The sequence below is a fragment of the Burkholderia arboris genome (assembly GCF_902499125.1).
Lineage (GTDB): Bacteria > Pseudomonadota > Gammaproteobacteria > Burkholderiales > Burkholderiaceae > Burkholderia > Burkholderia arboris.
Genome location: NZ_CABVPX010000042.1, coordinates 20,094 through 32,388, shown reverse-complemented (window position 1 = coordinate 32,388; position 12,295 = coordinate 20,094). Strand labels below are relative to the sequence as shown.

12 protein-coding genes are annotated in these 12,295 nt (G+C 67.0%); 2 read left to right on the top strand and 10 right to left on the bottom strand.

Annotation, left to right across the window (positions count from 1 at the left end; translation table 11 throughout):
- Positions 1-10 precede the first annotated feature (10 nt).
- Complete coding sequence (locus BLA15945_RS33875; RefSeq protein ID WP_006497729.1) at positions 11-220, bottom strand: ornithine acetyltransferase; 210 nt, start codon at positions 218-220, stop codon at positions 11-13.
- Between the two features lie 253 nt (positions 221-473).
- On the opposite strand from BLA15945_RS33875, the gene BLA15945_RS33870 reads away from it, so the two are divergent.
- Positions 474-2,183 carry a glutamine--tRNA ligase/YqeY domain fusion protein gene (locus BLA15945_RS33870; RefSeq protein WP_059234830.1) on the top strand — a complete coding sequence of 570 codons (1,710 nt, stop codon included), beginning with the start codon at positions 474-476 and terminating at the stop codon, positions 2,181-2,183.
- A 107-nt stretch (positions 2,184-2,290) separates the two neighbouring features.
- Here BLA15945_RS33870 and BLA15945_RS33865 read toward each other — a convergent pair whose 3' ends face one another.
- The 3 genes from BLA15945_RS33865 to BLA15945_RS33855 form a co-directional block, all read right to left on the bottom strand.
- Positions 2,291-2,761: an NUDIX hydrolase gene (locus tag BLA15945_RS33865; protein ID WP_174994416.1), complete on the bottom strand. Its 471-nt coding sequence runs from the start codon at positions 2,759-2,761 to the stop codon at positions 2,291-2,293.
- A gap of 11 nt (positions 2,762-2,772) precedes the next feature.
- On the bottom strand, positions 2,773-3,159 hold the full coding sequence (locus BLA15945_RS33860) for a hypothetical protein (RefSeq protein WP_059236811.1): 387 nt from the start codon (positions 3,157-3,159) through the stop codon (positions 2,773-2,775).
- 102 nt (positions 3,160-3,261) lie between these two features.
- Entirely contained in the window at positions 3,262-4,647 is a 1,386-nt protein-coding gene (locus BLA15945_RS33855) for a cytochrome-c peroxidase (RefSeq protein WP_174994403.1), read from the bottom strand.
- Positions 4,648-4,871: 224 nt separating this feature from the next.
- Between BLA15945_RS33855 and BLA15945_RS33850 the strand changes: the two genes are divergently transcribed.
- Complete coding sequence (locus BLA15945_RS33850) at positions 4,872-6,458, top strand: acid phosphatase (RefSeq protein ID WP_174994402.1); 1,587 nt, start codon at positions 4,872-4,874, stop codon at positions 6,456-6,458.
- A gap of 92 nt (positions 6,459-6,550) precedes the next feature.
- On the opposite strand, the gene BLA15945_RS33845 is transcribed toward BLA15945_RS33850, so the two are convergent.
- The 6 genes from BLA15945_RS33845 to BLA15945_RS33820 are packed head-to-tail and all read right to left on the bottom strand — an operon-like array spanning position 6,551 to position 12,233.
- Positions 6,551-8,059, bottom strand: coding sequence for an alginate export family protein (locus BLA15945_RS33845; RefSeq protein WP_174994401.1), 1,509 nt, complete (start codon positions 8,057-8,059; stop codon positions 6,551-6,553).
- On the bottom strand, positions 8,056-8,751 hold the full coding sequence (locus BLA15945_RS33840; RefSeq protein ID WP_174994400.1) for a YoaK family protein: 696 nt from the start codon (positions 8,749-8,751) through the stop codon (positions 8,056-8,058). The genes BLA15945_RS33845 and BLA15945_RS33840 overlap by 4 nt, the downstream gene beginning before the upstream one ends.
- Positions 8,748-9,665 carry a glyoxalase gene (locus BLA15945_RS33835; RefSeq protein WP_059234842.1) on the bottom strand — a complete coding sequence of 306 codons (918 nt, stop codon included), beginning with the start codon at positions 9,663-9,665 and terminating at the stop codon, positions 8,748-8,750. Before BLA15945_RS33835 ends, BLA15945_RS33840 begins: the two co-directional genes overlap by 4 nt.
- A 26-nt stretch (positions 9,666-9,691) precedes the next feature.
- On the bottom strand, positions 9,692-10,153 hold the full coding sequence (locus BLA15945_RS33830) for a DoxX family protein (protein ID WP_174994399.1): 462 nt from the start codon (positions 10,151-10,153) through the stop codon (positions 9,692-9,694).
- A 1-nt stretch (position 10,154) separates the two neighbouring features.
- Entirely contained in the window at positions 10,155-12,047 is a 1,893-nt protein-coding gene (locus tag BLA15945_RS33825; RefSeq protein ID WP_174994398.1) for an amidohydrolase, read from the bottom strand.
- A gap of 18 nt (positions 12,048-12,065) precedes the next feature.
- Positions 12,066-12,233, bottom strand: a complete 168-nt coding sequence (locus BLA15945_RS33820; RefSeq protein WP_048244185.1) for a DUF1427 family protein — start codon at positions 12,231-12,233, stop codon at positions 12,066-12,068.
- Between the last annotated feature and the right edge of the window lie 62 nt (positions 12,234-12,295).

The following is a 12,295-nucleotide window of genomic DNA, read 5'->3' as shown; positions in this document are numbered from 1 at the left end:
CCGGCCGGGATCAGCGTACGCCGGCGCCGACCAGGCCGCCTGCCGCCGCACCGGCGACCGTGCCGACCGGGCCACCCGTGATCAGGTAGCCGAGCGCGCCGCCCGCGGCCGCGCCGATACCGGCATTACGTTGCGTATGCGTCATCGCGCATGCGCCGAGTTGCGACAGGGCCGCGACGATCACTGCGGTACGAACGAGAAAAGTGGTCTTCTTCATCATGGTTATTGGCTTCCTTCCGCCCGGAAAAAAATACGACTGGCGGCGTTGTATCGGTAAAGCCATCATAGGAAAACCCGAACGGCGCGGGCAATCCGATTTACGTCGTGTTACAGCCGACACAGACTCGATATATTGCGTTACGCATTGCGAACGCAGGGTGCCGGACCCGCAACCCGCGCGGGACGGACCCCGGTCAGGTAGAATTACAGGATTAAACCGGCGCGACGCGCCGACACAACCTGACGCCAACCGCATGAGCACCGAACGCAACGACGCCCCCGCGGCTTCCAATTTCATCCGCAACATCATCGACGACGACAACCGCACCGGCAAATGGGGCGGCCGCGTCGAGACGCGCTTCCCGCCGGAGCCGAACGGCTATCTGCACATCGGCCATGCGAAGAGCATCTGCCTGAACTTCAGCGTCGCGCGCGACTACGGCGGCGTGTGCCACCTGCGCTTCGACGACACGAACCCGGAAAAGGAAAGCGTCGAGTACGTCGACTCGATCGTCGACGCGGTGCGCTGGCTCGGCTTCGACTGGCGCAAGGACGCGGTCGATCATCAGTATTTCGCGAGCGACTACTACGACAAGCTGTACGAGTTCGCCGAGCTGCTGATCAAGCGCGGCAAGGCGTATGTCGACAGCCAGAGCGCCGATGAAATGCGCGCGAACCGCGGCTCGCTCACCGAAGGCGGCAAGCCGTCGCCGTTCCGCGGGCGCACGCCGGAAGAAAACCTCGACCTGTTCCGCCGCATGAAGGCCGGCGAGTTCAAGGAAGGCGAGCACGTGCTGCGCGCGAAGATCGACATGGCTTCGCCGAACATGAACATGCGCGACCCGGTGATCTACCGGATCCGCTACGCGCACCACTACCGCACCGGCGACGCATGGTGCGTGTATCCGATGTACGACTACACGCACTGCATCTCGGATGCGCTGGAAGGCATCACGCATTCGCTGTGCACGCTCGAATTCGAGGATCACCGCCCGCTGTACGACTGGGTGCTGAACGAACTCGCGGAAGCCGGCATGTTCACGCGCCCGCTGCCGCAACAGATCGAATTCTCGCGCCTGAACCTCACGTACGCGATCACCAGCAAGCGCAAGCTGCTGCAGCTCGTCACCGAAGGCCACGTCGACGGCTGGGACGACCCGCGGATGCCGACGATCGTCGGCGTGCGCCGCCGCGGCTTCACGCCGGAGAGCATCCACCTGTTCTGCGAACGGATCGGCGTGACGAAGATCGATTCGTGGATCGACATGAGCATCTTCGAAGGCGCGCTGCGCGACGACCTCGACGACAAGGCCGCGCGTACGGTCGCGGTGCTCGATCCGCTGAAGCTCGTGATCGACAATTATCCGGAAGACCTCGAGGAAGCGTGCACGGCGCCCGTGCACCCGCACCACCCGGATCGCGGCGTGCGTACGTTCCCGATCTCGCGCGAGCTGTGGATCGAGCGCGAGGATTTCGTCGAAAACCCGCCGAAGGGCTATTTCCGCCTGTTCCCGGGCAACAAGGTGCGCCTGCGCTACGGCTACGTGATCGAGTGCACGGGCTTCGACAAGGACGCCGAAGGCAACGTGACGGCCGTGCACTGCAACTACTTCCCGGACAGCAAGTCGGGCACGGAAGGCGCGAACACGTACAAGGTCAAGGGCAACATCCACTGGGTCAGCGCGAAGCATGCGCAGCCGGCCGAAGTGCGGATCTACGACCGCCTGTTCAAGGAGCCGCATCCGGACGCGGGCGGCGCGAACTTCCTCGAGGCGTTGAACCCCGATTCGAAGAAGATCGTGCAGGCGTACGTCGAGCCGGGCAACGGCGACATTGCGCCGGAAACGCGCCTGCAGTTCGAGCGCCACGGCTACTTCGTTGCCGACCGGGTCGATTCGAAGCCGGGCAAGCCGGTGTTCAACCGGATCGTCGGGCTGCGCGACAGCTGGGGCAAGCCGGCCTGACGGCCTGCTCCGCACGGCGGCGGGCGGCTTCGACAGCCGCCGTCGCGCGACCAATAAAAAACCGGCCCAAGGGCCGGTTTTTCATTGCGTGCATCGAAGCGGAACATTCACCCGCCCGACAACCGCCGATGCAGGTCCGCCAGCGACAGCTTCGTGCGAAACAGCCGCGCGAGGCTGCGGCTCGCATACGCGTCGATGTCGGCCAGCACGGTCCAGCGGTACGCGTCCATCTCGGGAATCATCGAGCCGTCGCGACGGCTCGGAAACAGCGACGTGCACGTGCACTGCGCGGGATCGATCTCGCCTTCGGCCACCTGCACCGCGAACAGGTGCAGATCCTTGTCGTGCCGGTACGCGAAGCGGCCGAGATCGAGCAGCCGCGCGGGCGCGAACTCGATGCCGGTTTCCTCGAGCAGTTCGCGCAGCGCGGCGTCGGCCGGCGTCTCGCCGGGCTCGCCCTGCCCCTTCGGGATATCCCAGTGCGTGGTATCCGTCGCGTGCGCGAGGAACACGCGACCCGCCGCGTCGAGGATCACGACGCCGCACGACACCGTGCGCGGCGCGCCGCCCCGCTTCATCGCACGCGTGCTCAGCGCTTCTGCAGCTGCCACTTGCCCGCGCCCGTCTTGCAGTAGACGGGCTTGAGGGTCATCGTCTGGCCCTTCGCGGTGACTTCGGTGGTGATTTCGCGGCAGGTCTTGCCATCCGTCTCGGTCGTGGCCGGCGTGAGCTTCGCGTCGATCTGCGTGCCGCGGCCGCTGCTCTGCCACGTCGTGACTTCGCCGTCCTTGCCCTCGTCGCGCGCCTGCACGACTGCCTTCGAAAGCGACGCACGGTCGGTCTTGCTGAAATAGCTGATCGGCGTGTCGTTCAGGAAGTTCAGGTTGTTCTGCGCATGGGCAGGCAGCATCGCGGCTGCGCACGCGGCGCCGGCCAGCACACGCGTGACGACGGAAAGGGATGCACGCATCGACATGTTGTTCTCCTTGGATGTTCGGTCGAACGGCGCGGTGCAGGCCGGCGAACCGGCACGCACCGCGCCCGTCAGCGAGCGAGCATAGCATGCGTGCTGCAATGTCTAGTGCCCGGCCGGCGCGGCCGTTTGCGGATATCCGTCAGTCAGCGTGCCGAGGAACGCGATCACGTCCTTGATCTCGGCCGCGTTCAGCGCCGGCGGCTCGCCGCGCTTGCGGTCGAACGGCGCTTCGCGGTTGATGTTCGACCAGTAGCGCTTCGGCAGATCGTCGTAGATCTGCACCTTGCCGTGCACGACCGGGTAGAACTTCTCCGGATGGATGTCGCGCTCGACGTAGAAGCGCATCACGTCCTCGAGCGTGTGATACACGCCATTGTGGAAGAAGGTCTTGCGCAGCGCGACGTTGCGCAGCGACGGCGTGCGGAACAGTCCGCAGAATTCGTCGCGGCCCTTCAGGTCGGTGCGCTCGGGGCCGCACGCGCCGAGATCGAAGAAGCGCGGGTCGCGGTTGACGGGCAGCGCGCGGTTGCGCGGCACCGCGATCGCGATCAGCCCGAAATCGCTGAACTGCGGCGGCGTGCCGTCGAGCGCGCGCTGGCTGATGTGGCAGCTCGCGCAATTGCCCTTCTTCTCGTCGTTGAACAGCTGCAGCCCGCGCAGCTCGGCCGGCGTGAGCTGCGCACGGCCCGCGAGATACGCGTCGTACTTGCTCGTATACGGCGAGAACAGCTCGGGCGTCTGCTCGAACGTTTCGAGCGCGCGCAACACGGCCTTGAACGTGGCCGCGTCGTCGTCGAGCACCTTCACGCCGAACACCGCCCGGAACTCGTCCGCATACGGCGCAGCCTTCACGGCCTGCACGACCTTCGCGGGCGAGCTGTTCATCTCGAACGGCGACGTGAGCGGAATGCGCGCCTGCTCGGCGCCCGTATCGACGCGACCATCCCACGTGAGGCCGCCCGTCGGGCCCGCGTCGACGCTCTCGTCGCCTTCGTCGTCGGAATCGTGGAAGTGCTCGGTGAACTGCGGCACGCCCTGCAGGTACTTCAGCGACGGCACCGCACGAAAGCCCGGCCGCTTCATGTCGTCGCCGCCGAACTGCACGGCGAGCGCATTGGGCGGCCCGAACGCGTGATCGGGGCTGTGGCAGGACGCACACGCCAGCTTGCCGGAACCTGACAGCGTAGGGTCAAAGAAAAGTTGCTTGCCGAGCGCCGTCATCCGGCGCACGCCTTCGTAAACTTGTGCCCGCGTCTGCGGCTGGTTCGTCGCGACCACGGCGCCGCTCGCGGCAACCGTTGCGGACGCAACCAGGCTCGCAGCGCCCGGCGCACTCGCCGCGCTGGCGGCTTGCGCGGACGGCGTGCCGGCACCGGGCTGTCCGTCACAGCCGGCAAGGGTGACGAGCGTGGTGGCCAGCGCGAATGCGCCGGCGAGATGCAGCCACGAACGCGCGAACGCGCCGGCTGTCGGTTGGCGAGGCTTCATCGATTCGTCGGAAAGTGGGTTCATGAGCGGCCGGAGTTTATGTCAGCCGCATGACCGTTACATGACGCCTCGCCGACAGCTAATCGAAAGGACGCCTACACCCGCCTGTCAAATCGCACCCTCAAAATGCGTGCAGCCGGACATGCCACGGTCACCTCGCGAACCGGCGGTACACGAATGCGCCGGTTCCCCACGCGACAAGAGAGAGATAGAGAGTACAACGGATGAAAAACCACGCCTGGATTCGCTTTACACCGATCGCCGTAGCCGCGGCCGCCGCCCTCACCGCCTGCGGCGGAGACGACGTGCAGCAGCAGGGCCTGTCGACGGTGAAGAACGTCGTCGTCATCTACGCGGAAAACCGCAGCTTCGACAACCTGTACGGCAACTTCCCGGGCGCGAACGGTCTGCAGAACGTGACCGCGGCCAGCGCGCAGCAGAAGGACCGCAACGGCCAGCCGCTCGCGACGCTGCCGAAGGTCTGGGGCGGCCTGACCGCGAAGGGCGTGACGCCGGCCGTGACGGAAGCGATGACGGCGAACCTGCCGAACGCACCGTTCGCGATCGACGATCCGAGCGGCTTCAACACGCCGATGAGCGTGACGACGCGCGACCTGTATCACCGCTTCTACGAGAACCAGATGCAGATCAACGGCGGCAAGAACGACATGTTCGCCGCCTGGGCCGACTCCGGCGGCCTCGTGATGGGCCACTACACGCCCGACGCGACGAAGCTGCCGCTGTGGAAGATCGCGCAGCAGTTCACGCTGGCCGACAACTTCTTCATGGGCGCGTTCGGCGGCTCGTTCCTGAACCACCAGTACCTGATCTGCGCCTGCGCGCCGTTCTACGCGAATGCGGACAAGAGCCCGGCCGCGGGGTCGATCTCGGCCGTCGCCGCCGACGGCAAGTCGCTGCAGCTCGCGACCAACTCGCCGGCGTCCGCACTCGACGGCATTCCGAAGTTCGTGAACTCGGGCAACCTGACGCCGGACTTCTACGCGATCAACACGATGCAGCCGCCGTATCAGCCGAGCGGCAACAAGGCGGCTTCCGGCGGCAATCCGAACCTCGCCGATCCGTCGGCCGCGTCGACGCTGCCGCCGCAGTCGCAGCAGAACATCGGTGACCTGATGACCAACGCCGGCGTGTCGTGGGCATGGTACGGCGGTGCATGGAACCAGGCACTGCAGGCCGCGCAAAGCGGCACGGCCAACGTGATCTACGGCCCGAACATGACGGCGCCGAACTTCCAGCCGCACCACCAGCCGTTCAACTACTACGCGAATCAGGCGCCGGGCAGCACGAGCCGCGCGCAGCACTTGCTCGACGGCGGCACCGACGGCAGCGAGTTCATCAAGGCGATCGACGCGGGCACGCTGCCGCAAGTCGCGTTCTACAAGCCGCAGGGCAACCTGAACGAACACGCGGGCTACACGGACGTGTCGAGCGGCGACCAGCACATCGCGAACCTGATCGCCCACCTGCAGGCAAGCCCGCAGTGGAAGAACATGGTCGTGGTCGTCACGTACGACGAAAACGGCGGCTTCTGGGATCACGTGTCGCCGCCGAAGGGCGATCGCTGGGGCCCGGGCACGCGTATTCCGGCGCTGATCGTGTCGCCGTTCTCGAAGAAGGGTTTCGTCGACCACACGCAGTACGACACCGCGTCGATCCTGCGCTTCATCACGCGCCGCTTCTCGCTGCCGCGCCTCGCGGGCCTGCAGCAGCGCGACGACGCGCTGAAGGCGAACGGCGGCCAGCCGATGGGCGACCTGACGAACGCGCTCGCGCTGTCGCCGAACCTGTAACGGCATCGCGACGAACGGGCCGGCGGCATCGCCGGCCCGAGCGCACGAAGGGCGGCCTCCGGGCCGCCCTTTTTCATGCGCACGCGTGCCGGTTACCAGCCGTACTTGAGCTCGACACCGACGTAATCGGCATTGTGCCCGCCCGCCTGCCGGATCGCATCGCCGACCTGGAAATGCACGGCCTCGATCGCACCGATCAGGTTCGCGGCGATCGTCCAGTCCGCGCGCAGCTGCACGTACATCCCCGTCCACAACCCGCCCTTGCCTGCCGTGCCCGGCACCACCACGTTGCCTTGCTGGTAGACGGCGTCGCCGGTCGTCTCGCGCCACTGGAAGCCGAGCGCGCCGAGCAGCGACAGGTTCGGCGACGGCTTCAGCGTCACGGACGGCTTCACGTGGATCAGGTTCGAGTAGCCCGTGAAGCCCGCCAGCGTGAAGTAATAGCCGTTCGGAAACAGCGGGTTGAACGTGCCGACGCGGCCGTCGTGCGGATTGCGGTCACCCGACGCCGCATCGACCTGCAGCGCGACGCGCGGCGACCACGGCGCGTCGAGCCGGTAGCCGGCGATCGAGCCCACTGCCCACGCGCGGATCGAGCTGCTGCCGACCGTGCCCGTCTGCAGCATCGTTTCGAAGTCCCAGTCGAAGCGGCCCTGCGTACCGGTGTAACGCACGTCCCATACGTCGCGCCGCTCGGCACCGCTCGCGTCGAGAAAGCGCGCGTTGCCGCGGTTGTAGCGCGACCAGTAGCCCGACAGGTCGCCGGGCCCGACCGACTGCCGCTCGAAACGCACGCCGCTGAACGTGAGGTCGCGGTTCGACACGTCGTCGAATGCGGACACGGTGCGGTTCTGCACCGGCTGCGTCGCATACGCGATGAAACGCCACTTCTGGTACTCGTAGTCCGCCCACACCGCATCGAACGCCTGCCGCACGTTCGGGCCGTCGCGCGCGGCGATGAAGCGCTGCAGGTCGAACGCCATCTCCTGACGGCCGACGCGGAACTTGAACGTGCCGCCGCCGAGCGCGCCCGTGTAGGTCGCGAACGCCTGTTCGAGATCGAGCGGATTCCTGTCGACCGGCGAGATGGTGTTCTTGCCGTACGCGCGATCGTCCTGCAACTGCACGAAGAACTGCCAGTGCTGGCCGAGATGCGCATCGGCATGCACTTCGACGCGCTGGATCAGGTACGTATCCGATTGAGCGGAGCCGATGCCGAACAGCGGCGCGTCGTTCGTTTCGAGGCGCTCGCGCAGGTTCACGCCGAGCGACAGATAGGAGGCCGGATCGTTGCCGAGCGGAATGTACTTCAACCCGTCGAGCGGCGCGCGCGGCACGCATGGATTCGCGAGCACCGACCAGTCTTCCTGCCAGCGGTTGAACAGTACGGTCGGCCGCTTGGCCGTACACGTCGACGCGGTGCCGTCAGAGGCCGGTGCCGGTGCCGGTGCCGCTGTCGTTGCCGTTGCCGTTGCCGTTGCCGTTGCGGTGGCCGCGAACACAGCATCGGCCCCCGCGATCAGCAGACCTGCGACGACCGACGCACGTGCCGCACGGCCGAAGCGGCGCGCGCGGCGATTCCGTTCCCGCCACCGGCTCATGCGCGCTCCTGCTTGACGGTGCCGGCTCCTTGCGACGCGCACAGCGCGAGCGCCGCCAGCGCGCAGACCGGCGCGAGCAGCGCCAGAAACCCGACGTAGCGGAACCCGAGCGCACCGCACGCCGCGCCGAGCGCGAACGCGACGATCGCCGGCAGCATCTTCGCGAAGCGCGCGCGTGCGGCCGCGCGCACGTTGTCGGCCGTGCCGGCGGACAGCATGTCGACGACGTCGAGGATCGCCTGCGTGACGTTGCCGGTCATCACGGTGTTCGGCACGCCGGCACGCGGGATCACGCGCGGATGCGCGTTCTGCACGCCCATCGCGAACGTGCCGACGATACCGGCCACGAGCGCCGGCAGGCTGTCGGGCTGCGTGACGGGCGTCGCCCACACGCCGGCCGCGCAGAAACCGAGCAGCAGCACGGCCTGCACCGCATGCAGCGCACGTGTGCCCTGCCACGCAGGCCGCGCGGACATCGACCGCGCGATCAGACTGCTCGCGATCACGCCGCACACGAATGCGGGAAACACGCTGAGCTTCAGCACGACACCCTGGCCGAAGCCCGCGATGCCTGCGCCGATCAGCACGAAGTTGCCCGTCACGTGCGCGGTGAACAACCCGAACAGCGCGACGAAGCTCAGCGTGTCGACGAATCCGGCCACCGCCGCAAGGATCGTGTCCTCGTGCTTCATCGCGCTGCGCCCGCGTGGATCTCGGCGACGTAGCCGCCCGGGAACTGGACGAGCGCCGCGTCGCGGCCGGCCGACGTGAACGCCGGCACGAGCACGGTCACGCCCGCGGCCTGCGCCTTCTTCAGCGTCGCGGCGAGATCGGGCACTTCGTACCCCGTCATATCGCGGCCGAACGGGTAAGGCAGATGGCCGTCGGTGGCGAGCACGGTCATCTTGCCGAAGCCCGATTCGATGCGGATGCGTCGGTACGTGTCGTTCGGCCGGCCGATCTCGACACCCGGCGCGTTGCGCACGTCGGACACGACCTTGCCGTGCGAGAACGCGACGAAGTCGCGCACGAGCGTGTCGGCGCTTTCCGGCGACACATACACGCGGTTCTCGGGCACCGTCTCCAGCGCGTCGTAGTGCGGCGCTTCGGTATGCCAGTACAGCTGCATGTTCACGCCGCCCGGCCAGCGGATGATCGCGTCACGCCCGATCGGATCGGGGAACGTGTCGACGACCACGTCCGCGCCGTGCGCGCGCGCCGACTTCACCGCGACGTCGAGATCGGTGACGAGATAGCCGGTGCGCTCCGCACAGAACGGATACGGGATCGGCGTCTTGAAACCGAACACCGAGATCGTGCCGACCGGCGTGAGCACGAGCTGCGACATCGTCTGGCTCGGCGTCGGCGTGACCTGGAATACGCCCTGCTTCGATTTCTTGCCGCCGAACGTCGCGACGAAGCTGTCGGTGAAACGGTCGAAATCGTCGGGCGACACGCACACGTGCGTCGTGTCGTACTGCGGGCCGACCGCGACGGCCGGTGTCGTGACGGCCTTTGCGACCGGCGTCTTCGCGAATGCGACAGGCGCGACGGCGAGACCGCCCGCGATCATCGCGGCGAGCAACACGGAACGAATGATTTTCATGAAGGGGTTTCCTGGTTGTTTTATCGTCATCGAGTGGTGCGGCCGTCGCCGGCCGCGTGCTTCGTATCGGCAAGCAGCGTCGCGAGCACGAGTGCCGCGATCAGTCCGAGATGCTCGAAAAAGCTGTTGAGCGCCATGAAGTGCTCGGCGCCCGTGCGGTTCCAGAAGTCGTTCGCCACCGCCATCGCGACCAGCGTCAACATGCCGAGGCTGCCGGCGCCGAGCCACGTGAAGCGGTTGAACACCACGCACAGCGAGCCGGCGATCTCGACCGCGATCGCGAGCGCCGCCCACAGCGCGGCCGGATGCAGACCGAAATGCGCCTGCTCCGCAACCGCGCCGTCGAAGTCCAGCGCCTTCGCGACGCCGCCGATCAGGTACGCGGACACCAGCGCCAGACGCACGAGCGGCAGGACCGCCGGCCGCGCCAGCAGCATGCGCACCCACGCCGGGTTGCCGACGCCGACGGAATGGGTCGGAGTCGCCATGTCAGACCGCCCAGCACGAACAGCCGAACGCGCCCCAGAAGCCCTTTGCATCCGACGTCGGCAACGCACGCCCCCACGCACCGGCATGCGCATGGCCGTGCACGTTGCACGCGCTCGAACAGCCGCACGCGGCGGCCGCCGCTGCTGCACGCTGCAGCGGTGCGCCGTTGCGCCGCGTCGCCCCCCAACCGCCGTAACCGCCATACTCGCGCACCGGCGACCAGTCGGGCATCGCGGGCGGAATCGGCGCGTCGTGCGATGCGAACGGCCCCGCGCCCCACACGATCTTGCCGCCGACCACCGTCAGCAGCGCGGACGTGTCCACGATATCGTCCTCCGCGCATGTGAAGAAATCGCGATCCGGGACCATCAGGTCGGCAAGCTGACCGACCGCGATCCGCCCTTTCTTCCCCTCCTCGTTCGAGAACCACGTCACGTACTCGGTCCACATGCGCAGCGCGGTCTCGCGATCGAGCAGGTTGCGCCGCGGATACATCCGCAAGCCCCCGACCGTCTTGCCCGTCACGAGCCACGCGAGCGACACCCACGGGTTGTACGACGCGACACGCGTCGCGTCGGTGCCGGCCGACACCTTGAGCCCCTTGTCGAGCATCTTCGCGACGGGCGGCGTCGCCTCGGCCGCCTGCGCGCCGTAACGCTCGACGAAGTATTCGCCCTGGTATGCCATCCGGTGCTGCACGGCAATGCCGCCGCCGAGCGCGGCGATCCGGTCCATCGATTGATCGGAGACCGTCTCCGCATGATCGAAGAACCAGTTCAGTCCGTCGAGCGGAATATCGCGGTTCACCTTCTCGAACACGTCGAGCGCGCGGCTGATCGTTTCGTCGTACGTCGCATGCATGCGCCACGGCCAGCGGTTCTGGGCGAGCACGCGCACGACGCCTTCGAGATCGTCTTCCATCTGCGCGGGCAGATCCGGCCGCGCGACACGGAAATCCTCGAAGTCGGCCGCCGAGAACACCAGCATCTCGCCCGCGCCGTTGTGGCGGAAGTAGTCGGTGCCGTCGTGATACGTGACGCTCTTCGTCCAGTTCACGAAGTCTTCCTTCTCCGCGTTCGGCTTCTGCGTGAACAGGTTGTACGCGATCCGCACCGTCATCTCGCCCGCGTCGTGCAGCTTGCGGATCACTTCGTAATCGTCGGGATAATTCTGCGAGCCGCCGCCCGCATCGATCACGCCCGTCACGCCGAGCCGGTTCAGCTCGCGCATGAAGTGGCGCGTCGAGTTGTACTGATAGTCGAACGGCAGCTTCGGTCCTTTCGCGAGCGTCGCGTAGAGGATCGTCGCGTTCGGGTTCGCGAGCAGCAGCCCGGTCGGGTTGCCTGCTGCGTCGCGCAGGATCGTGCCGCCCGGCGGCTCGGGCGTGTCCTTCGTATAGCCGACCACCCGCAGCGCGGCCGCATTCAGCAGCGCGCGGTCGTACAGGTGCAGGATGAACACGGGCGTATCGAGTGCCACCGCGTTGAGTTCGTCGATCGTCGGCAGGCGCTTCTCGGCGAACTGGTGCTCGGTGAAGCCGCCGACCACGCGCACCCACTGCGGCGCGGGCGTGATCGCGACCTGGCGCTTCAGCATCTCCATCGCGACCGCGAGCGAACGCACGCCGTCCCAGCGCAGTTCGAGGTTGTAGTTCAGGCCGCCGCGAATCACGTGCGTGTGGTTGTCGATCAGGCCCGGCAGCACGGTACGGCCATCGAGGTCGACGACCTGCGTCGCGCGGCCTGCGAGCGGTACGATGTCCGCGTTGCCGCCGACCGCGACGAAGCGGCCGTCCTTGATCGCGACGGCCGTCGCGACCGGGTTCGCACGATCGAGCGTCGTGATGCGCCCGTTGTGCAGGATGAGATCGGGTTGAGTATCGGTTGCGCTCATGAAGTGTCCTCGATGCGGTCAGAAGCCGAGCCAGTGACGGACCGGCGCAATCGCCTGCGCGCCGACCAGCATGCCGGCCAGGCCCACCAGTGCGATCAGCGGCGGTGCCGGCGAGCGCACCTTGATCACGCTGTATACGACGCCGATCAACACGCCGGCGCCCAACGAAAGTAGATACGATTCCATAACGATTTTTCTCCCGGCCGGATTAGAATCACCTGCATCGCGCGCCCGCCTTCGCGGCACGT